Here is a 22,416-nt window from a genome sequence, read left to right as displayed (position 1 = left end):
GGATACGCCGGTTACTAACAGGATTACAGCGATTATGCGATATTTTTAATCGTATAGGACGAAAACTCCACTCCAAATATCAAAATGGCATCTTTATCCGATATTTTATATCACATATAGGCGAACACAGTCGTATTGTCGTGGTTATGCGATATCTTTAATCGTATAAGGGTTCTGTTCCCCAATGAAAACCGGGAAAAGACATCGCCCGTTGGGCGATGTCTTCTCGTACCTATTATTTGCCGTTTGCCGCGCGCCATGCGTCGACTTGCTTCTGCGCTTCTTGGATGACTTTGTCCGAACCGGCCGCTTTCATCTTGTCGATGAACTTCGGCAGGTTTTTGTCCGGATCCATCTGGCCGGATTTGATGCCGTCCTCGAATTCCTTCTTCACGTTATCGATGGCGATCAGCTCGTTTTGAACCGGCGCCGAGTCGAAGACGAACCCGAACAGGCGGGATTGCTTCTGCGCGATCAGTTGGTTAAAGCTTTCGTAGTTCTTGTATTTGTTAGGATCTTCGCCTTGTCTCGTGTAGTTAAGCATTTGGTTGCCGATCTGCCACATGATGTCGTGATAGTAGCCGACCGAATCTTGCGATTTGCCGTCCGGCAGCGCGACTTGGCCGTCTTTGAGCACGTAGTGGGTGCCTTCGATGCCGAAGTTGAACAACGTCAGCAGCTTTTGATCCTTGTAGAACAGGTTCAGCAGCATCATCGCGCGGGCAGGATCTTCGGACGTTTTGGAGATCGTTTGCATCGTAGCTGTCAGTTTGCCCGTTTGCAGTCTGTCCGTATTAAGCGGCACTTGGATGATATCGATGCCGGTCTGAGCGCTGCGGCTTGGCATCGGCTTAGGCTCGCCGATGTTGGAGTCCGCTACGATTTCCATGTCCGCCATCGTCGCGAACGCTTTCTTCGCTTTGAACTTCTGCCAAATGTCGAGGCCTTGCGTCGTGCCGTCTTTGTTAATGTAGCCGGCTTGGAACCAATCGCGGGTCAGCGACGCCAGCTCCTTGAAGCGAGGCATGTCGTATTTCGACGTTACCGTAAAGTTCGATGCGTCCGTGTTTACGTCGATGCCGTAGCCGCCGGTTACTTCGTCCAGCGTGCTGGAGCCGAAATACGCGTCGAGCGGCCAAGCCGGTCCTACGAACGGCGTTACGCCCGGTTCGTTCTCCTTGATCGTCTTCAGCATCGGCTCCAAATCTTTGAGATTACCCGATTTCAGCACGCTGAGATCGAATTTGTATTTGTCCACGAGCTCTTTGTTGAACGCGATGCCTTGTTGGTTGCCGAGCTCTTGGTGCGTGTGGACGCCGTAAATTTTGCCTTGGCGGCGAGCCGCGTCGTGGTAGTCTTTCTCTACCGCCTCGATGTCCGGTCCGTATTGGGCCAGCAGATCGTCCAGCGGCAGAAGGCCGCCCTTGTTCACTTGCGTCTCGAAACCGAGCCAGCCGGCGGTGAAGAACAGGTCGAACTTATCGCCGGAAGCCATCATCAAGTTCGTCTTGTCGCCCCACGAACCCCAGTCGATCGGATTCAATTTGACTGTCATGTTCAAGTCCGGATACGTGCTTTTCAAATAATCGTTGATCGCGCCCTGAACGGCTGCATCGTCTTTTTGCGGAGCGTCCGGATATACCATAACGACTTCGTACGGATCAAGCGCTTTCGTCTCCGGGGTCGCGGACGCCGAAGGCTGCGCCGTCTCGGTTGCAGTCGGGGAAGCGCTTGGAGAAACGCCCGGCGAATTGCCCGCGGAATCGTTATTATTGTTCGAACAACCTGTCAAAGCGAGTCCTGCCACCAGCAAAGTCGATAACGCGAGGGTAGAGCCTTTACGTAATCTGGTCACTTGATTTCCCCCTAAGGAATGGATAATGGCTTTGCATCTATTACTAAATCGGCCAAGCATAAACGGTTGCCGGCGTCCCTAGGGATGGCGGTAGAGCGTTTATGTCGATTGTTATACAGAGATGGATAGGGTCGACTCCTATCAATCATGTATAATGCGAGTCCGAGTTTAGCCTTTCACGGCGCCTACGGTTAAACCTTTGACGAAGTACTTTTGCAAGAACGGGAACACGAGCGAGACCGGGATAATCGCCAGCATAGCCATCGCCATCCGGATCGACTCGAGCGGCGGAATGATGATCGCGGTTGAGCTGTAAGCTTTGTTCGCGATCGATTGCAGGAATAAGGCGTTCATCAACGTCTTGTTTAGGAAGTATTGCAACGTGAATAGCTTGTCGTTGTTGATGAACACCAAGCTCGTGAACCAATCGTTCCAATAGGACACCGTGACGAATAGTCCAATGGTCGCCAGCACGGGCAAGGACAGCGGCAGGATGATGCTGAAGTACGTCCGGTATTCGCTTGCGCCGTCGATCTGCGCGGAATCGATTAACGAAGGCGGAATGCTGTTCGTGAAAAACGTCCGCATGATGAAGATGTTGAAACCCCCGATAAGTCCGGGAATGATAAGCACCGCCAGCGTATCCTGCAGATGGAACATCCGCGTATAGACGAGATACCAAGGTAGCAAGCCTCCGCTGAACAGCATCGTGAAGAAGACGTAGAAGCTTAGAAAGCCTCCCAGCGGAAAGTCTTTGCGCGACAACGTGTAGGCCATCGCCGAAGTAGCGAACAAGCTGACCACCGTTCCGATGATCGTAACAAGGATCGACACCCCGAAAGCCCGGACGATCGTCTCGGCGTCATGCCGCAAGTAGCCATATGCCGTAAAGTCGAAATGGTTCGTCCAGAAGCGATAACCGTACGTGCTAATGTCATTCTCGCTCGTAAGCGACACCATGAAGATGAGCCATAACGGGATCAAGCACGCCAAGCTGAAGAGAATCAAGACTAGCAGTATGAGCGGGTTCGTGCGGTTCTTCGTAGCCATATTCTCCTCCTAGAACAATGCGTTATCTTTGCTGAAGCGTTTGACGATGCGGTTCACCGAGATGACCAAGACGAAGCCTACGACGCTTTGCAGCAATCCCGCCGCGGAAGCAAGGCCGGTATCTCCGGTTACCAATAACGCGTTGTATACGTAAGTGTCGATAACCTCGGTCGTGCTCTTCAGCATGCCGGAAGCCATCGTCGCTTGGTAGAACAGTCCGAAGTCGGCATTGAAAATCCGGCCGATGGCCAGCAGCGTTAACGTGACGATCACCGGCATGATGAGGGGGATCGTGATCTTGGTCATTTGCTTCCACTTGCCGGCCCCGTCGATTCTCGCGGCCTCGTAATACTCTTGATCGATGCCGACGATCGCGGCCAAATACACGACCGCTAAATACCCGACGGATTTCCACGTGTTCACGATCGTTAGGATATAAGGCCAATATTGCGGAGAAGCATACCAGGCTACCGTCTCGCGGCCCATCGGCTCCAGAATCGACTTGTTGACGAACCCGAGCTCCGGATTAAGGAAGCCGTACACGACGTACCCGACGATAACCATCGAGATGAAGTGCGGCAGCAGCATCGTGCTCTGAAAAAACTTGGACATGACCCGATTTTTCACGTCGTTGAGCAGCACAGCCAACAGGACGGCGAGCACGGTGTTGATAGCGAGGAACGTGAAATTGTACAGCAGCGTGTGCTTAATGATCATCCAAGCGTCATTAGAGGCGAACATGAACTTGAAGTTGTCGAATCCGACCCAGTCGCTGCCTAAGATGCCCTTCGAGTAGTTCAAGTTTTTGAAGGCTAGGAATATGCCGAACATCGGCAAGTAGTTGTTAACGAGCAGCAGCAGAAAAGCGGGCAAAGCCAGAACGAATAGCGCGCGATACTTCCATAGCTTCTGAAGCGTCGCCCCCGGCGGCTTGGTGCGGGCGATCGGCGCCGTTGTAGCGGATAGTTTACTCGTAGCCATGGGATGCTCCTTTTGCGTTGATACCTTCATTATGTGGAGGATCGCCCCGCCATGAAACCGCTTTATATTCGATGTTGGTGTACTATATCAAGCACAATAACCGCCTCGAGGGCGGGATGGTGTAATTTATTAAGGAGTTTTGTCTGCGCAGGATAGGAATGCACTTTATTCCGCTTTCAAAGGAACCATTTTGTTGCAAATCTATCCTGTATTGGTCTCGGCGGCGAACTTACAATGAGGGGGAAAAGAGGAAAGGAGGCGGGCATCGGGAGCGAGCGGCATAGCAGGTAGGGAGAAAATACTGCAATCCAAGAGCGAAGGAGACTTGAAATGGTGAAAAAATCAAGGATCGGATTGTTCGTTACCGCGTTATTGCTCGTACTGGCGTTGATCGTGCCCGCCGGCTCCCCGCGAGAGGCGGAGGCCGCTCCGGCTTTCGCCAAAGGGGCGGACATTAGCTGGGTTCCGGGCATGGAAGCCCAAGGTTACAAGTGGAAAGACAAGAACGGCGTACAGCGGGATATCATCGATATTTTGAAAAACGACTATCAGATCAACTCCGTCCGAATCCGCGTCTTCGTCAACCCTTCGAGCAATTACGGCAACGGATATCTGAACAAGGACCGCGCGGCCGCTCTGGCGCTGCGGGCGAAGAACGCCGGTATGAGCGTTATGCTTACGCTGCACTACAGCGACTCCTGGGCGGATCCCGGCAAACAAACTAAACCCGCCGCTTGGGTGGGCTATACGTTCCAGCAGCTAATGGATGCCGTCTACAACTACACCCGGGACGTCATGACCACGATGCAGAGCAAAGGCGTCACGCCCGACTGGGTACAGATCGGCAACGAGACGAACGACGGCATGCTCTGGAACGACGGCAAAGCGTCGCTTAACATGAAAAACTACGCTTGGCTCGTCAACACGGGCAATAACGCCGTAAAGTCGATTTCGAGCAGCACGAAGACGATCGTCCACTTGGCGAACGGTTACGATAACTCCGTGTTCGTATGGAACATCGGAGGGCTGGTCGCGAACGGGGCGACGTTCGATATCATCGGCATGTCGCTGTACCCGTCGACCTCCGATTGGTCGACGAAGGTGACGCAGACGATCAGCAACGCCAACAATATGATTTCCCGCTACGGCAAGCCGGTCATGATCACCGAGATCGGCATGGCCTACAATTCGCCGTCCACCGCGAAGAGCTTCGTCTCCGACATTAAGACGAAGATCCGGAACATCTCCGGCGGCAAAGGCCTCGGCGTCTTCTACTGGGAGCCCGAAGCGACGCCGGGTTACAACGGCGGATACAACTTGGGAGCTTGGCAGGCGGACATGAAGCCGACGATCGCGTTGGAAGGGTTCTTGAACTAAGGTTGGCGCTTATGCCCCGGGCTTGTGCTAGGTGAAATACCTGCATTAGTGCAGGTATTTCCTTCACCATGGGGTCACTCACCGGAATACCTGCATTAGCCCATAGCTTCAAGTGCCGGTTGCCAAGTCCGACACCGTTTCCCTCCCGCTTGGAAGAACGATCTAGTTATTACCAGTGTACATGTACAGGTTATCCGCATAGACCAGCTTCGCGTTCGCGGCAGCCGCACCCTCCAGAATGCCGTTCGTAATCGCGGGAAAGCGCTTAGGCCAATTCAAGTACCCCGGTTGCGCGCAATGATAGACGACGGCGGCTTCTTCGCAAATCGCGATCGATTCGGCCGCGTTGGACGCGTCGCCCCGGATGACGCGGACATTATTTTCTCCCTGCAGACGACCGCTTCGATTCACCATACGAATGTCTTGCACGCCTCTTCTTCTCAATTCGCGCATGTCGGCCATGCCGACCGGTCCGGTACCGAAAATCACGTGAGCATTGTTAACCACACGATACGGTCTCACGTAACGGGAGAGTCAAGCGCGAAAACAAAAAAAGATCTCCAGTCCGCGAAAGACTGGAGATCTTGCTATCCAAAGCCTATTACTTGAAGAAAACTTTGTCTTCGTTATACTTGGCTTTGCCTTCGTTAATGATGAACGTCTCGTAAATCTCTCTGTAGACCGGATTTTCGACGTGGCACACTTCGATCTTCGTCACTTCATCCCTATGGTTCTTGATCGGGGATACGGAGTCTTCGAAATGCTTCTTGATTCTCGGTCTAAGCTTTCTTGCCTTCCCTACGAACAGCAGCTCGTCTTGGGCGTTGTAGAACATGAAGATTCCGCCGACTTCTCTCGAAATCAAGTGAAACTCCGTAAATCCGTAGATGTTGCTTTCTTGGGGATCGATTTTTTTGGTAATGGTGACATCGGGCGTAGGGGGTTTAATCAGTATCATCGCAGGTCCAGTCCTCTTTCCGTATGGAAACTAAGTTTTAACTATCTTATCACACGAATGCCCGGATTCTCTAACCTTATACCTGTTAACCTTGTTAATGGCGTTTGTTCCGAGTAAGCGTGGCGGTTCCCAACATTGAAACCGTCGGTCGCGTATGCCACAATAGTAAGGATGCATCCGCGCATCATCCCATCATTCGATTTCCATTACGGAGGTACATACTCATGAGAACGATAAAGCTAGGCACAAGCACGTTAGACGTGCCCGTCGTCGCGGTCGGCTGCATGCGCATCAACTCGTTGGACAAGCCGCAAGCCGAACGTTTCGTGCGGACCGCGCTTGATCTGGGCGCGAACTTCTTCGAGCACGCGGACATTTACGGAACGGGCAAATGCGAGGAAATTTTCGCCGACGCGATCCAAATGAGCCCGAGCGTGCGCGACCAAGTCATTTTGCAATCGAAATGCGGCATTCGTCCGGACAAAGGCATGTTCGACTTCTCCAAGGAGCACATCCTTACCTCGGTAGACGCCATTCTTAAGCGGCTTAGAACCGACTACTTGGACGTTCTGCTCTTGCACCGTCCGGATACGCTCGTCGAGCCGGAAGAAGTAGCAGCGGCATTCGATCAATTGGAGAGCTCGGGCAAAGTCCGTCACTTCGGTGTGTCCAACCAAAATCCGATGCAAATCGAGTTGCTCAAAAAATCCGTGAAGCAACCGCTCGTAGCTAACCAACTGCAGCTTAGCATCACGAACGCCACGATGATCTCGCAAGGCTTCAACGTCAACATGGAGAACGGCGCAGCCGTTAACCGCGACGGCAGTATTCTCGACTACTGCAGACTGAACGACATTACGATCCAGCCTTGGTCGCCGTTCCAATACGGTTTCTTCGAAGGCGTGTTCCTCGGCAACAATGAGAAGTTCCCGGAGCTTAACAAGACGATCGACGAGATCGCGGCAAAATACGGCGTAAGCAACACTACGATCGCCGTCGCTTGGCTGCTTCGCCATCCGGCAAACATGCAGCCGGTCATCGGCACGATGAACATCGAGCGCCTGCAGGATTGCTGCAAAGCGGCCGATATTCGCCTGACGCGCGAAGAGTGGTATAGCATCTTCCGCTCTGCGGGCAACATTCTTCCATAAGTCGCGACTAAGCACCCCTTGCGGGTGCTTTTTTTATCTCGGCTTAAGCTGAACTTAAGAAACTTCGTGTAGGATCAAGTTATCGTGGCCAAAAAAGGGGATAGCGCACACCATGCAGCCGAGCGACGAACAACTTGATGCTTTTCCGACGATCGAGACGAACACGTTACGGTTGCGACAAATCACGACCCGTGACGCGGGCGATCTCTACGGCTTTTACAGCGGTCGGGATTTCACGAAATATTTGGATTGGGACGGTCCGTCGTCGATTGACGAATGTATCGGCATGATCAATCATTGGAATGAACGCTTCCAGCATAACCTGTTGATCCCCTGGGGAATTTCGACCCGATATAGCCCCATCCTCATCGGTACGATCATGGTTATGCCTATGAAAGGCACTTTCGCGGACGTTCCGCGTTTCCCTCTCACCTTGTCTTACGACCTGCGGGAAGAATATTGGAACTCGGGGGTTATGACCGAGGGGCTCACGGCCGCATTGGACTATACGAAGCAACATCTTGGACCGCATCGGATTCAAGCCGAAGTCGTTCCGGAGAACGTAGCGTCGCTAAAGCTGCTGCAGAAGCTCGGCTTCCAACAGGAAGGCTTGCTGAAACACTACTTAATGCACGAAGTAACCCATAAGTTTCTGAATATCGCCTTGCTAGCCTTGCTGGTGAATTAACCCGAAGTAGAGCCCGAATTAGCGCACCCGCGCTACTTTCGGGCTCTTTTTCATTGGGGTCCGGGTTTCTGCTAGGATTCCGATTCGATTCCTTTGAATGTTACCGGCTTTTTCCGCATCCGCCCGACCGGCTAACGGCTGCAGAAGACCTTATTTTGCGGAAAACGCGGCTCTGGAATTTCTAACGGAACTGGGAGACGCTATCCGGAGCCGCAAGGCACTCCAACACCAATTAATGCTCCATTAAGGTCGCTCAGTTCCGTTAGCTTCTGAAATAGTCGATTTGGGGCCGAATAACGGCTTCTGCTTCCGTTACAACCGGCGGGTTGAGCGGTATTCCCACCTAACCGCATCATTCCGGCGGACCGATGGTCACTCGTTTCCCGTCGAACGACAAAACCGCTTTACCATCTACGTTCATCGATTCGAGGAACGCCTTCGGAATTTGCAAGCGGCCGATTCTGAAACAATTCTGAGTGTTTTTCGCCTTCACACCTTTGTTGACATCCAACAGTTTACAGGGCGGTAAATCTGCATATTTATTTAATCAATTGTGAAAATTATACGGAATGTTTGCATTTTTACGTTGATTATTTGTCTTTTTCTGATACTATGTTATCTATACTCTCATGGGATAGTTCGTGCCAGACGCACGATGCTATCGTTTTACGACTACATTATAGGAAGAGGACGAGAATCAGATGACCACAAGCGTTCAAAAAGTTCTACAAGACAGCCTGCAAGTCGCAAAAGCGTACGTGAACGAAGTTTACGAGACGGTCAAAAAACGCAACCCTGGCGAGAACGAGTTCCACCAAGCGGTAAAAGAAATTTTCGATTCCCTCGTACCTGTTTTCGCAAAACACCCGAAATATATGAAAAACGGCATTTTGGAGCGTATTTCCGAGCCCGAGCGCATCGTTTCGTTCCGCGTACCTTGGGTAGACGACCAAGGCAAAGTGCGCGTCAACCGCGGTTTCCGCGTTCAATTCAACAGCGCGATCGGACCTTACAAAGGCGGCCTTCGCTTCCACCCGTCCGTTAACGCAAGCATTATCAAGTTCCTCGGCTTCGAGCAAATTTTCAAAAACTCTTTGACCGGCCAACCGATCGGCGGCGGCAAAGGCGGATCGGACTTCGACCCTAAAGGCAAATCCGATGCCGAAGTGATGAGATTTACCCAAAGCTTCATGACCGAGCTTTGCAAATATATCGGACCTGACGTAGACGTACCTGCCGGCGATATCGGCGTAGGCGCACGCGAAATCGGCTACATGTTCGGCCAATACAAACGCATCCGCGGCGGCTTCGAAGCCGGCGTATTGACGGGTAAAGGCATCGGCTACGGCGGCAGCTTGACCCGCACGGAAGCAACCGGCTACGGCTGCGTTTACTTCGTGGAAGAGATGCTGAAGGACCAAGGCAAACACTTCAAAGGAAGCACGGTCGTCGTGTCCGGCTCCGGCAACGTATCGATCTACGCGATGAAGAAAGCTATGGAGCTCGGCGCTAAAGTCGTGGCTTGCTCCGATTCCAACGGCTACATCTACGACAAGCACGGCATCGATTTGAATACGGTTATTCAACTGAAAGAAGTCGACAGAAAACGGATTTCCGAATACGTCAAAGAACATCCGACAGCGGAATATCATGAAGGCTGCACCGGAATCTGGACGATTCCTTGCGATATCGCCCTTCCATGCGCTACGCAAAACGAGATCGACGAAGAATCGGCTAAAATTCTCGTCGCTAACGGCGTCAAAGCGATCGGCGAAGGCGCGAACATGCCGTCCACGCTCGAAGCGATCGACGTGTTCTTGAACAACAAAGTGCTGTTCGGACCGGCCAAAGCGGCTAACGCCGGCGGCGTATCCGTATCCGCGCTCGAAATGTCCCAGAACAGCATGAGACTGGCTTGGACGTTCGAAGAAGTCGATGCGAAGTTGCACGAGATCATGACGAACATCTACCGCAACAGCGTGCAAGCGGCCGCGGAATACGGCCACCCGGGCAACCTGGTCGTCGGCGCCAACATCGCGGGCTTCCTCAAAGTCGCGGACGCCATGCTTGTTCACGGCGTTATCTAAACGTTATCGTTCTAACAAACAAAGGGCACCCCAGCGAGGGGTGCCCTTTGTTTGTTCTGATATCTAGACAAGCAAGTAGGACGAGATGGATTGTTGCACAATGGCGATTTGTTTATCTAATTCAACCCACAAATGCGAGGACAAGATTTCATTATCATTCTCAAGCTCTTGCTGGAACATCGACGCTAAGTCCGACAACTCCATGGCACCAAGAACCGCGGCAACTCCTTTTAGAGAATGCGCTCTCCTTATCGCTTCCTTGTGATCTCCCGACGCCATCGCAAGACCTATGTTGTATGAGCCCTTTTGGTGCTGAATCATAAACTTCTGAAGGAGCTGCCGATATAAGTCCTTATTGTCACCTAATCGGTATAAAGCCTCTTCTACATGCAACCCTTGATAAGAGGAGGATGTTGCATCGGATGCCGTGGCCGCTTCATCCGTAGCCAACGCTATTTCGCGAGGATGTTGTACATAACGTTGAAGGACACTGTAGAGCTGGAGGGGATCAAACGGCTTAGTCACGTAACCGTTCATGCCGGCCGCTAACACTTGCTCTTCTACGCCGACCATTGCATCGGCCGTCATGGCGATAATCGGAATATCCTTCATATTCTCGCGCATTCGAATCTGTCTCGTTGCCTCGAAGCCATCCATGACAGGCATTTGCAAATCCATGATAATGGCATCGAATCGTTCCTGCTCAATCCATTTCAACGATTCCAACCCATTGTCCGCGACTGTCACCTTTATCCCCATCTCCTTCAATATTTCCTTGGCGACCAATTGGTTAATTTCGTTATCTTCGACTATTAGAATAGAAGTATTGTGCAGATCCGCAGATTTGTCTTGCTGTTCGGGGTTATTGAGACTAAGCTTTCGAGTTTCGATTTGCGGATGCAGTAAAGAGAGCAATTCATTAAACAACTGCGATTGACTGATTGGATAAAATAGCACCTTCGTGAAGGTATCGGACTGAATTTTCGCTTGAAGCTCCAATTCTCGGTATGCGCTAATCAGTACGATCACTTGCAGCGGAACCGCTGGGTACTGTTCTTTAATCCGCTCGGCCAGACGCTCTATATCTGAATTTCCTAGACTCCAGTCGATCATAATGAGATCGAATCGTCCATGCTGACGAATTTGACGAATCGCTTCTTCCTCGGAATGCGATACATGTACGATGAATTTAAACTGCTGCAGCTGATTTTTAAGCACTTGCAGCATACTTTCATCATCGAAAATGAGCAAGACTCGCATAAATTTCATATTTTTATACTCGCTCAACGTTGCTTGGCTTGCAACGAAGGGTACATCAAATGAGAAACAGCTCCCTATTCCAACCTGGCTTGAAGCCACAAGAGTGCCGCCCATTGCTTCTACAATACTTTTACTAATGGCTAGTCCAAGCCCTGTTCCGCCGTATTTACGGGTATTCGACATGTCTAGTTGGGTGAATTCTTGGAATAACAAATTCAGTTGCTCCTCCGTCATCCCTATTCCGGTGTCCTGGACACGGAATAAGAGTGTAAAGGCTCCATCATTATTCCCCTTTACATCCAGCGAAACGGTTACCTCGCCCTTATCCGTAAACTTCAGCGCATTGTTGACTAGATTAAGCAAGACCTGTTTAAGCCGGAAAGGATCTCCTATGAACATCTCAGGGACACGTGGATCTATGGAGACGTGAAGCTTTATCCCTTTCTCATACGCTTTCAAGCTGACAATGTTGAAGATGTCGTCGATAACCTCGAAAATATCGAAATCGATTTTTTCCAGCTCCATTTTACCTGCTTCGATCTTGGAGAAATCCAAAATATCGTTGACTTGATTCAGCAAAGTTTTGGCGGACACGATGGACTTGTCTACAAAGCCCATCTGTACATCCGATAAGCTAGTTTGCCGCAACAAATAATTGAGCCCCATAATAGCGTTGATCGGAGTACGGATTTCGTGGTTCATGTTCGCCAGAAACGAGCTTTTAGCTTTGTTGGCCGATTCCGCTGCTTCCTTGGCAGCAACTAGGGCGTTGGAAGATTTCCTTAGCAGCAAGTACAGTTGATTAATTTCATAAAGGAGAAATATAAGCACGATGGCCGCATTCATAAAGCTGTTAAATATGGCTGCATACCAACCAAGGGTAAACCGGCCCCCCGAGAGAGCATTCAAGAAAACGTTAAGAAACGAGGCCAATACCGCAAGAGATAGGAAGAGGCTCGCAACGGTTTTGCCTTTGTGAATAAGGACTATCCCTATGAAAGAAATAAAGCTGATTCCCAGGACGATCGGAGCTAAGGCATAGCGGTAAAAATTCGTTCTTGTTCCGTTAGCGGTAAAGACGTATGGAAGCAGCGAGTCCGCGTTTATGGCAACGATTCCTAATGCAATGACAACTAACGGGATCGTGATTAATAAGTATTTTTCTAGCCTCCCGGCTTGTCGATCGTCCTTTAATTGCTCATCTTTACGAAAATGAACGGCCAAGTATCCGCACATCAGGAGTGAAAAGCCCAAGCTCCAAAAAATGTAGAGCCAACCAGAGGTTTGCGTTCCCACACGAAGCAAGCCGGGAAAAATACCCGGAAACGTTAGAATGGCTGGAATTAAAATTAATGAAGAATAAAGGTAAGCCCCGGATAGGATAAGATTCGAAAGATGGTTATGGGAGCGATATTGATTCAATAAAATAATGGCCGTTACTAAATCGAAGCATGCGACTGCCGCATACATAATGAGCACAAAAGAAGGACTGGGAGTAAGTCCGATACTACCGAACGGAATCGTCAAACCGGCAATCACAAAATACAAAAGGATTAAAACGAGGAAAGTTGTTCTTTGAATTCGCGTTGATTGGTGGCTGGACAGAGTCCAAGAATAAGTTGTATTCGTCTCCGGAATAGTCAACGCCTGATCTCCCCTGTTGTCTAGTCTGCAACACCGTTATCCGGTTACAAAAATATCGATTGTAATGTACCATTCGACAAATACCGATTCTTTCCTTTAATATTTCCATATTATATAAGCATTCATGAACCTTTGTAGTACCATCTTGGACATTTGTTTCACCTTAGACCGCCGGGAGAACACCGGCGGTCTTTGTTCGTTTTCGTCGGTGTCACAGATCCACTCGGTTAATCGTCCTATTACCATCAGAACCGAGAGGATGGATGGATATGGAACAAAACAAGGAAGTAGCACCATGGGACGTTGTCGTGATCGGCGCCGGGATCGCCGGGCTAACGGCTTCTATTTATTTGGCGAGGGCAGGACAGAAGGTGCTGTTGCTAGACAAAGGCGCGCAGCCCGGAGGCAGGGCGGCGACGCAAGCCATCGCGGACGCCCGCGTAAACCTAGGTGCGCATGCGCTCTACAAGAGCACGCTCCCTATTCTGCGGGAAGTCGGCGTTACGCCGACCGGCGCGAGCCCGAAGCCGACGAGCGCGTTCGTATTTCGCGGCCTCGACGGCAAAGACGAGGCCGTTCCGTTCTTCAAGCTCTTGCTCGGCTCGTTCCTCAAGTGGTCGGAGAAAACCGAGCTGATTCGTTTCTACGCCGGCATTCGCAAGACTGATACTTCCGCGTTGAGCGACGTTAGCCTGCAATCGTATCTGGAAACCCATATTTCCAGCCCGCGAGTGCGAGATATCGCGCTTGCGCTAGTTCGCGTATCCACGTATTGCCATGCTCCTGCCTTACTAAGCGCCGGAGCCGTACTCGAGCAGCTCAAGCAAGCCCAGGTACTGTACGTCAACGAAGGCTGGCAGACCCTAGTGAACCAACTAACCGAGCAAGCCAAGCTAGCGGGCGTAACTATTCGTTCGCAAGTCTTAGCGCGCGAAATTGCCGGCGCCTATCCCCAGATGACGGTTATACTGAAAGACGGCGAGCGGCTTTCAGCGCGTCGCGTACTATCCACCGCCGGACCGGCGGACACGCTTGTCCTGCTTAATCCGGCGCTTCTGCCGGCGGAAGCCGCGAGCTACGAGCGGCTCGTTCCTGTTCGCGCGGCATGCCTCGATCTTGTCGTATCCGGCTTGCCGCAGCCGCGAACGAAATTCGCCTTAGGCGCAGATAGCCCGCTCTACTACTCCAACCATTCCGCCGTCGCTTCTTTCACCGATAATCCGAAGCACGCGGTCGTGCATCTTATGAAATACTTGTCGCCTACCCAAAACAGCGACGCCGCGCAGGATGAGCGCGAGCTGGAAAGCTTCCTCGACCTACTGCAACCTGGCTGGCGCGATTACGTGATCCAACGCCGTTACCTGCCGCGTATGCTCGTCTCGCATGCGATCGTAACGGCTGCCGACGGCGGCCTTGCGGGCAGACCCGGACCGATCGTCGAAGGCCGGACGGGTCTGTACGTCGCCGGCGATTGGGTCGGATCGGAGGGCATACTGCTCAATGCATCATTAACAAGCGCCAAAGCGGCCGCGCAATGTATAATAACTCATATAGAACAGGGACAAGAAGGGAATTATCTTGGAGCTTGATTCCATGTACCGAACGTATAAGCCGCTTCTGCTTTCCATCGCGTATCGCATGCTCGGCTCGGTTACGGATGCCGAGGACTTGGTGCAGGATACGTTCGTGACGGCGCAGCAGGTCGACGAGAACACCAACCCTATCCGGAACTTGAAAGCCTACCTTTGCAAAACGGTCACGAACCGCTGCATCGACTTCTTGAAATCCGCCCGCAAAAAACGGGAGGTGTACGTCGGCCCCTGGCTACCGGAGCCTCTCGTGCAAACCTACGGCGGCGAGTCTACCCAAGATCCGCTGCAAACGGTCGTCCTCGAGGATACGATCTCGTACGCGTTCCTCGTCATGCTCGATCGGCTGACGCCCGTCGAGCGGGCGGTATTCATTCTCCGGGAAGCCTTCGGCTACGACTATCGCGAAATCGCGGAATTCATTAATAAGACGGAGCTGGGTTGCCGTAAAATTTACAGCCGTCTCAACCGTAAAATCCAAGTCGAGCCGACGGACGAACCGCCCGCGCCAACGCAGTCCGACGAACTCGTGCTACGGTTCCTCCACGCGACTTCTACCGGAGACATGGAGAGCCTCTTCGCGATGCTCGCCGAAGATATCGTGCTTTACAGCGATGGCGGCGGCAAGGCGTTCGCGGCGATTAACCCGATCGTATCCAGCAAGCGCGTCATTGCTTTCATTCTTGGGCTGGCAACGAAAGACGATGGACTTGGCGAGGTGCGCCTCGTGCGGGTTAACGGTCAATTGGGCTTTGTCCTCAGCAGCCCTACCAATCCGCCTCCGTCCGTCATCAGCCTTGAAATCGAAAACAATCGTATTGGGCGTATTTATCTCGTACGCAATCCGGATAAGCTCAGGCATTTGAACCTAGGATAGCTGCTCGCAAGTTATAGATGCGCCGTTATCGGTCAATAGTGATAAAGCGATAAGCGGGAATCAGGACGAGGTGCGATATCTAGTGGCAGGATCTTTGGAGACGATCGTACGAACCGTTGCGGCTTTCGTCATTTTGTTGATCATATCGAGGATTCTCGGAAAGCAGACGATCTCCAACATGACTTTCCATGACTTCGTCAGCAGTATTACGCTTGGGGGCATTACGGCGAATTTAGCGTTCAATCATAAGGTCTCCTCTTGGACTTTGATTCTCGCGTTGCTCGTATTCTTCGGCATTTCCTACCTCGTGTCGGTGCTCGCGCTTAAGAGCAGAACTTGGAGCAGATGGACATCCGGCACGCCCACGGTCGTTATCGAGCATGGCAAAATTCTCGAGGGCAACATGAGGAAGATTCGTTACACGCTCGATTCTTTGGCTCAATCGTTGAGGGAGAAAAACATTTTCAATCTGGAAGAAGTCGAATACGCGGTGTTGGAAGACCACGGCAAGCTGTCCGTTAAGAAGAAAAGCGAATATGAATTCGTTACCCGCAAAGATTTGAAGCTGCACGAGGAAGCCGTCAAATCGTTCCCTGTCGAGCTGATCATGGACGGGAAAATCATCGAAGACAATCTCGCCCGCAACGGATTAACGAAGGAATGGCTCGAGAGAGAGCTCGGCAAGCGCAACAAAACGCTGCCCGACGTCTTCTACGCGGTACGCGGCACGCAGAACAAGCTGTTCTTCGATTACTATCAAGACGACATCAAGCGACCGATAGATTAACTGCTTTTAAGAACGATCCATGACTAAAACCTTAGCGGGATGTTAACAATACCCTTTGTGCGCGCACACGAAGGAGGTGTTTTCCATGAACAAGTCATCTAATGAAGCAACGAAGGCGGAAGTTCAGACAACGCCTCTTAACAAGTTGCCGGTACCTGGCCAAGACGAGGTCGAATTCTCGGCCGAAGATGCCGCCGAAGCTTTCGATAACGCGAATGCCACGGCCTCGAGCGACCAGAACGAATAGCTCCTTGCGACAGGTTAAGGGCACTCCATCGTAGGAGTGCCCTTTCGGTTGTATAGCCGATACACACCCTTGAATAGGCTTTGGGATTGCTCTATAATGTGCGAGATATAGTTGCCATTTCGGCAAAGGAGCACTGAATAATGAGCACCGCAAACCGTGGAATTAACATGGGTCCCCCCCGATTTAAAATAGCCGTGCATTCCATCGTCTGGTTAGCGAAGAGCGGCTGTATCCTATCCAGCGCGATGATCGCATGCCAGGTTCAATCCCATGCCACCTTCATGCGTCGGGTTATGCAGGCTTTGGCGGTCGCCGGGATCGTAGAGTCGAAGGGCGGCCGTGAAGGCGGATATCTATTGCGGAAATCGGCGGATCAAATTACGCTCGGCGAAATCTATAATGCGGTGCGCCCGACTCCGTCCGAGTCCGAGATCGACATAGACTGCGGAGAGGCCGGCATGAAGCTTGACGCGGAGATCGAGAAGATCTTGAACGAAGCCGAACAGCGAGCGATCGAACATCTTGGACAATTTACAATTGCGGACGTTATGGAACGAGTAGAAAAATTTATAGAGTAACTTTATTTAATAAAGTGGTTCTCAAACGCACAAATATCCGTTATACTGTGCTATATTAGTTGCAGTTAAAGATTGCACTAATTTTTTGACCATAGTGTGCTTATCTTAAGCACATATTAAAAAGGGGGATCTTCGTGGAAGTCGTCGTTATCGTCTTGCAGAGTTTATTGGCTCTTATGTTTCTGATGGCTGGAATGGGCAAGCTTTCCGGTTCGAAAATGCATGTCGACAACTTTGATCGTTGGCGCTTGCCGCAAGGGTTCCGCGTCGTTACAGGCCTTGTTGAGCTAATCGGCGCTGCCGTGCTTATCGTCGGCTACTGGGATACGAGTTGGACTGCTCTCGGAGCGCTCATTATCGGCATTACGGCGATCGGCGGAGTTCTGACGCACGTCCGGATCAAAGATTCGCTCAAACAAACGTTTCCTATTCTATTGGCCGGCGTTCTGGCCTGGATCGTATTCGGTTACTACGCCTCCGACCTGTCCAATTTTCCTGGATTTAACTAACGGATAACCCATTCCGAGCTTCGCAAGAGAATAACGACTTACACTCATCTAGATCCCACATACGATAAAAAGGAGCAACTACATCATGGCAAACATCCTATTCGTTAAAGCAAATGACAGACCCGCCGATCAGGCGGTTAGCGTTAAAATGTACGAGGCGTTCCTGAATTCTTATAAAGAAGCGCACCCTAACGACACCGTTACCGAACTGGACCTTTACGAGGACAACATTCCTCACTTCGGCAACGACGCAATGACTGGAAATTATAAACTGGCTCAAGGCTATCCCCTGACGCCGGAGGAACAAAGCGCTGCCGATACCGCGAATCGCTACCTGGAACAATTCTTGGCGGCGGACAAGGTCGTCCTTGCATTCCCGCTATGGAACTTCACCGCCCCGTCGCCGGTTATCAGCTACATCTCTTACTTGGCGCAGGCCGGCAAAACGTTCACGTATACGGATAAAGGCGCGGTCGGGCTCGTAGGCGATAAAAAAGTGACGCTGTTGTGCGCACGCGGAGGCGTCTACTCCACGGAGCCGATGGCATCCATGGAAGCAGCGATCAGACCGATCAAAGCGACGCTCGGACTGTTCGGTATCCAAACCGAGGAAGTCATTATCGAAGGTCACAACCAATTCAAGGATCGCTCCGCGGAGATTATCTCCGAAGGCTTGAAAGCAACGGCAACGGCAGCAGCCGGTTTCTAATCGTTGACGTTCGCTGGGTGAACGCTCCATAGAGACAGCGGGACAGGGAATATCCTGTTCCGCTGTTTTTGTGCTGCCTCTGTATATGAGGTCGCCGCCTATAGTCTTGCGCTAACCGGACAATATTAGATTCTCATTCCAATTTGCATTTCAATTCTTGATTCCGATTTGGGGCATCCCTCGGTCATTTAATATGACCGAGGATGCCTTGTTTCATTGTTATCTCGAAAGGATTATGTCGTATTCTGTCGAAATATTTAGATAACCAACTAGAACCGCATCCTTTGCGCCAGGAGGCACGTTCCGTGTCCATTCGTACCAAGCTCACTTTGCTCATCACCGTCTTCGTGACGATCATATTATCGCTCAATATATCGATCTATTATTACTCTACTAAACAGAACATGCAGCATAACGCCAGGCAGCAAATGCAAGACGTCGCTCTGCAGATCAAAGCTTCGGTGCAATCAACCGAACAATTCAGAAAACATATGGAAGACGCTCTCGGGGACAAAATCCATCTCGCCGCCATTGCCGCGAAGCAAGAGCTGGACCCCCATATCGATAACGTAACGAACGAGCAGCTTGCATCCTTAAGCAGAAAACTCGGGGTCGACGGCATTACGCTATGGACAAGACGTCAAGACGGAGATATCGTCGTGGCGAAATCGTCCGCTCCCAAAGAGATAGGCATGAGCTCTAAACCCTGGAGCTTCTGGTTCACGGCTTTTAACGAGTTGTTCGATTATCACGACGTACTGACCGTCAAAGAAGGAGAGCGCCAGTCTCACTACTGGACGGGACCGATTAACTTCGCGACCTCCGATCCGTCCAAAATCAATAAGTGGGGCGACTACTTCGACGGAACGACGGATTATATGATCAATCCGTATGTAGACGCCAAGCCCGTTCTGGACTTCGAGGAGAACAGCGGCACGAACGCCGTCATCCGATCGATTTTACGCAGTAACCCTAACATTCTCGAGATTACCGGAATCGATCCGGAGTTTTTCGGCAAGCCGACCATTTGGAGGGTGAAGCAAGGCAAGCGCATCCAAAACCTCGACGTGCGGCAAGTACCTTTCGGGACGTATAATCTGCAAAGCGAAACGAACGATGCCAGCAGCGTTAGGCTAGCTACCGAGCAAGGAACGACGATCAACTCGAACGAAGACGTAACGATCGAGCAGCAGAGCGGACATACGGTTACAAAAAGCGTCATCAAGAGCTTCCTTCCGATCGTCAGCAACAAACCCTACGTCGTTAGCGTCAGCTTTGACCGCAAGGTGATCGACCAGACGCTCAGACGCCAGTTGATCGACCATTCCTTGATTTCGCTAAGCCTTATCCTCACTACTCTAATCGCTAGCTACATCTTATCCGGGTTCATGGTGAAGACTTTGAACCGTATCGTTAGCAAAGTGAACGAAATCGCGGCAGGCCGCTTCGGGACGACCGTAACCGTGAAGAGCAAGGACGAGCTCGGGATGCTCGCATCGCGCGTGAACCTGATGTCCGGCAATCTTCACCAGTATACGAGCCGGATTAAGGAAACCTCCGAAGAGCTGCGAAGCATGAAGGAATACTTGGAATCGTTCGTGGGCAATACGTCCGACGCCATTCACGTTATCGATCTCGCCGGCAACGTCCTATCCGTTAACAAAGCGTTCGAGTCGATGTTCGGCTGGCCAGGCGCCGAGCTTGTCGGGCAACGCCTGGACAATATCCCGCGCGAGTTACATGCCGAGGACGCCGATATTCGCGCTCGTGTCCTTCAAGGCGAACCGGTCGCCGACTTTGAAACGATCCGGTACGGGAAGAACGGTCGGCCGATCGACCTTAGCATCACCGTATCTGGCATTCGCGACGAGCATGGGGCGATTATGGCGATCGCCACGATATCCCGTAATATAACGGCGAGGAAACAATCGGAAGAAGTCATTCGCCGTTCGGAGAAGCTTGGCCTTATCGGCCAATTGGCCGCGGGCGTGGCGCACGAAATTCGCAATCCGCTTACAACGCTGCACGGCTTTGTCCAGCTTATGAAGCAGAAGAGCACGCTCTCGCCGGCGCACATGGATATCATGATGTCCGAGCTCGACCGCATCAACTTCATCGTTAGCGAGTTTCTGGTGTTATCCAAACCCCAAGTCAGCCGCTTTACGCCGACGGATCTGACCGGGATTGTCGGAGACCTGCTCTTGTTCTTGGATTCCCAGGCGAACATGAGCAACGTGCAGTTCGTTACCGCGTTCCCGGAAGAGCCAGTACCGAAGCTGATCTGCGAGCCGAATCAACTGAAGCAAGTGTTCCTCAACATTTTGAAAAACGCCATGGAAGCGATGGAAGACGGTGGCGTAATTCAGATCGAGATCGTTCATCGGCCGAACGAGAGCTTTATTGTCAAAGTCACGGACGAGGGCTGCGGCATCGCGCCGGAAGAGCTTCGTCGCCTAGGAGAGCCGTTCTTCACCAAGAAGGTTACTGGCAACGGACTAGGACTCATGGTCAGCCAGCAGATCATCGCCAATCACCGCGGCACGATTACGTTCCATAGCGAGCTCGGCCGCGGGACGTGCGTAGAAGTATGCTTGCCTCTAGGAGGTTTGTAATATTTCGCTCAACGTAATCAACATAATGGAGAAATTAAATGCACCCCAGCGGGGTGCATTTGTCATTTACGCCTGCTTTCTTCGGTTTTTTTATGCAATCGACCCCTCTAATACGATATACCGCTCAGTATGCTTACACGCAATCTCTCCTCTTACTAAGGTTTTTTCTAGGAATCGCGCTTCTTATAATTAAAGAACCAAGAAGAAGAAGAAGAAAGGGGAAAATAATGAACAAAACGCCTTTCGTCAGTTTTTGTTTGACCATCTGTTTGCTAATGGCAATTCCGATGGGATGCAGCGATAACGATAAAAACAAAGCAGGTGACTCCTCCGTGAAAGCGACAATGCCCGCCAACTCCGAGCCTACCCAAACGCAGCAAGCAACCAGCTTGCAGCCGACGGAATCTCAGCCATTAGCTAGCGAACAACCGAAGGAAATTTCCATCGTGTCGCCGGACATCGTTTTGTCCGAAACGAACAATCTATCGAATCCGAAAGCTACGAAAGAAGCCAATATTTTATATAACTATATTCGTGACATTCATGGGGATTACACGATTAGCGGTCAACAGGAATCCACTTGGAACGGTACTCCGGATTACGAAATGAATTATATTAAGGACATAACCGGCAGGCTGCCTGCCATTCGCGGGCTGGATTACATCAACGAGGATTTCGACGGGGTTACCCAGCGGGCTATCGATTGGTGGAAGCAAGAAGGCGGTATCGTCACGATTTGCTGGCATTGGGGCACCCCACCCAACGGCGTCGGGTACGAATCCAGCAAAGGCACGATAGATTTAGAAGAGGCGCTCACTCCGGGCACGGAGTTAAACCAAGGCATGCTCGCCCAGATGGACAGAGTCGCGGAGGAATTGAAGAAGTTGCAAGACGCCGGCGTTCCCGTGCTGTGGAGGCCGTTCCATGAATTTGACGGCGCTTGGTTCTGGTGGGGCAAGGGCGGTTCCGAAAACTTTATTAAGCTATGGCGTTTAATGTACGACCGCTATACTAACGTCCACGGATTGAACAACCTGATTTGGGTGCTTGGCTATAGCGGAGAGGTTAAGGATGGCTGGTATCCGGGCGACGATTACGTAGATATTATCGGCGCGGACAATTACAGCGAGGGAACTCAAGTCGCCAAATATAACAAGTTGGCTCAATCCATCGGAACCGAGATGCCGATCGTTTATCATGAGAACGGCCCGATTCCGGATCCGGACGAAATGATTAAAGACGGCGCCAAATGGGCTTGGTTCATGACTTGGCATACGATTCACATCATGGAACAGAATACTCCCGTATACGTCGATAAAGTGTACAATCACGATTATGTAATTACGTTAGATGAGTTACCGGACTTCAAGAAGCTTTGAATTTAATAGTTTGACGGGATTAGGGCGCTCGCCTAGAGCGCCCTTCTTCATACCCAAGACTCCCCTCACCATTCATAA

At 51.3% G+C, this 22,416-nt stretch carries 19 protein-coding genes; 13 read left to right on the top strand and 6 right to left on the bottom strand.

The window, feature by feature from the left end:
- Window positions 1-235 precede the first annotated feature (235 nt).
- The 3 genes from ACFPQ4_RS05115 to ACFPQ4_RS05105 all read right to left on the bottom strand — a co-directional run bounded on the left by ACFPQ4_RS05115 (window position 236) and on the right by ACFPQ4_RS05105 (window position 3,886).
- Complete coding sequence (locus ACFPQ4_RS05115; RefSeq protein WP_378110703.1) at window positions 236-1,855, bottom strand: ABC transporter substrate-binding protein; 1,620 nt, start codon at window positions 1,853-1,855, stop codon at window positions 236-238.
- A 168-nt stretch (window positions 1,856-2,023) separates the two neighbouring features.
- On the bottom strand, window positions 2,024-2,905 hold the full coding sequence (locus ACFPQ4_RS05110; RefSeq protein WP_378110702.1) for a carbohydrate ABC transporter permease: 882 nt from the start codon (window positions 2,903-2,905) through the stop codon (window positions 2,024-2,026).
- 9 nt (window positions 2,906-2,914) lie between these two features.
- Complete coding sequence (locus ACFPQ4_RS05105) at window positions 2,915-3,886, bottom strand: ABC transporter permease (RefSeq protein ID WP_378110701.1); 972 nt, start codon at window positions 3,884-3,886, stop codon at window positions 2,915-2,917.
- A 330-nt stretch (window positions 3,887-4,216) separates the two neighbouring features.
- Between ACFPQ4_RS05105 and ACFPQ4_RS05100 the strand changes: the two genes are divergently transcribed.
- Entirely contained in the window at window positions 4,217-5,263 is a 1,047-nt protein-coding gene (locus ACFPQ4_RS05100) for a glycoside hydrolase family 53 protein (protein ID WP_378110700.1), read from the top strand.
- 162 nt (window positions 5,264-5,425) lie between these two features.
- On the opposite strand, the gene ACFPQ4_RS05095 is transcribed toward ACFPQ4_RS05100, so the two are convergent.
- Together ACFPQ4_RS05095 and ACFPQ4_RS05090 are read right to left on the bottom strand one after the other, a co-directional pair.
- Window positions 5,426-5,770 carry a Rossmann-fold NAD(P)-binding domain-containing protein gene (locus tag ACFPQ4_RS05095; protein ID WP_378110699.1) on the bottom strand — a complete coding sequence of 115 codons (345 nt, stop codon included), beginning with the start codon at window positions 5,768-5,770 and terminating at the stop codon, window positions 5,426-5,428.
- 94 nt (window positions 5,771-5,864) lie between these two features.
- Entirely contained in the window at window positions 5,865-6,221 is a 357-nt protein-coding gene (locus ACFPQ4_RS05090; RefSeq protein ID WP_378110698.1) for a nucleotide excision repair endonuclease, read from the bottom strand.
- Between the two features lie 224 nt (window positions 6,222-6,445).
- Between ACFPQ4_RS05090 and ACFPQ4_RS05085 the strand changes: the two genes are divergently transcribed.
- From ACFPQ4_RS05085 to gdhA, 3 genes are all read left to right on the top strand, one after another.
- Window positions 6,446-7,372, top strand: a complete 927-nt coding sequence (locus tag ACFPQ4_RS05085; RefSeq protein WP_378110697.1) for an aldo/keto reductase — start codon at window positions 6,446-6,448, stop codon at window positions 7,370-7,372.
- 112 nt (window positions 7,373-7,484) lie between these two features.
- Window positions 7,485-8,060 carry a GNAT family N-acetyltransferase gene (locus ACFPQ4_RS05080; RefSeq protein ID WP_378110696.1) on the top strand — a complete coding sequence of 192 codons (576 nt, stop codon included), beginning with the start codon at window positions 7,485-7,487 and terminating at the stop codon, window positions 8,058-8,060.
- A 701-nt stretch (window positions 8,061-8,761) separates the two neighbouring features.
- Window positions 8,762-10,147 carry an NADP-specific glutamate dehydrogenase gene (gdhA, locus tag ACFPQ4_RS05075; RefSeq protein WP_378110695.1) on the top strand — a complete coding sequence of 462 codons (1,386 nt, stop codon included), beginning with the start codon at window positions 8,762-8,764 and terminating at the stop codon, window positions 10,145-10,147.
- Window positions 10,148-10,210: 63 nt separating this feature from the next.
- Here the strand turns inward: gdhA and ACFPQ4_RS05070 are convergent, their stop codons facing one another.
- A complete protein-coding gene (locus ACFPQ4_RS05070) occupies window positions 10,211-13,051 on the bottom strand; it encodes a response regulator (protein WP_378110694.1) in 2,841 nt (946 codons plus the stop codon).
- A 269-nt stretch (window positions 13,052-13,320) separates the two neighbouring features.
- On the opposite strand from ACFPQ4_RS05070, the gene ACFPQ4_RS05065 reads away from it, so the two are divergent.
- The 9 genes from ACFPQ4_RS05065 (at window position 13,321) to ACFPQ4_RS05025 (ending at window position 22,338) form a co-directional block, all read left to right on the top strand.
- Window positions 13,321-14,640 carry a phytoene desaturase family protein gene (locus tag ACFPQ4_RS05065; protein ID WP_378110693.1) on the top strand — a complete coding sequence of 440 codons (1,320 nt, stop codon included), beginning with the start codon at window positions 13,321-13,323 and terminating at the stop codon, window positions 14,638-14,640.
- 4 nt (window positions 14,641-14,644) lie between these two features.
- Window positions 14,645-15,517 carry an RNA polymerase sigma-70 factor gene (locus tag ACFPQ4_RS05060; protein ID WP_378110692.1) on the top strand — a complete coding sequence of 291 codons (873 nt, stop codon included), beginning with the start codon at window positions 14,645-14,647 and terminating at the stop codon, window positions 15,515-15,517.
- 82 nt (window positions 15,518-15,599) lie between these two features.
- Window positions 15,600-16,304 carry a DUF421 domain-containing protein gene (locus tag ACFPQ4_RS05055; RefSeq protein ID WP_378110691.1) on the top strand — a complete coding sequence of 235 codons (705 nt, stop codon included), beginning with the start codon at window positions 15,600-15,602 and terminating at the stop codon, window positions 16,302-16,304.
- An 85-nt stretch (window positions 16,305-16,389) separates the two neighbouring features.
- Window positions 16,390-16,551: a hypothetical protein gene (locus tag ACFPQ4_RS05050; protein WP_378110690.1), complete on the top strand. Its 162-nt coding sequence runs from the start codon at window positions 16,390-16,392 to the stop codon at window positions 16,549-16,551.
- A 140-nt stretch (window positions 16,552-16,691) separates the two neighbouring features.
- Window positions 16,692-17,129, top strand: a complete 438-nt coding sequence (locus ACFPQ4_RS05045) for an RrF2 family transcriptional regulator (RefSeq protein ID WP_378110689.1) — start codon at window positions 16,692-16,694, stop codon at window positions 17,127-17,129.
- A 134-nt stretch (window positions 17,130-17,263) separates the two neighbouring features.
- The gene (locus ACFPQ4_RS05040; RefSeq protein ID WP_378110688.1) at window positions 17,264-17,638 is read left to right on the top strand and encodes a DoxX family protein; all 375 of its coding nucleotides are present in this window, start codon (window positions 17,264-17,266) and stop codon (window positions 17,636-17,638) included.
- 85 nt (window positions 17,639-17,723) lie between these two features.
- Complete coding sequence (locus ACFPQ4_RS05035) at window positions 17,724-18,347, top strand: FMN-dependent NADH-azoreductase (protein ID WP_378110687.1); 624 nt, start codon at window positions 17,724-17,726, stop codon at window positions 18,345-18,347.
- A gap of 305 nt (window positions 18,348-18,652) precedes the next feature.
- A complete protein-coding gene (locus ACFPQ4_RS05030; protein ID WP_378110686.1) occupies window positions 18,653-20,959 on the top strand; it encodes an ATP-binding protein in 2,307 nt (768 codons plus the stop codon).
- Window positions 20,960-21,186: 227 nt separating this feature from the next.
- Window positions 21,187-22,338: a glycosyl hydrolase gene (locus ACFPQ4_RS05025; protein WP_378110685.1), complete on the top strand. Its 1,152-nt coding sequence runs from the start codon at window positions 21,187-21,189 to the stop codon at window positions 22,336-22,338.
- Window positions 22,339-22,416: the final 78 nt, after the last annotated feature.

It is taken from the genome of Cohnella yongneupensis, assembly GCF_042655785.1.
GTDB lineage: Bacteria > Bacillota > Bacilli > Paenibacillales > Paenibacillaceae > Cohnella > Cohnella yongneupensis.
This window is presented reverse-complemented; position numbering and strand designations above follow the sequence as displayed.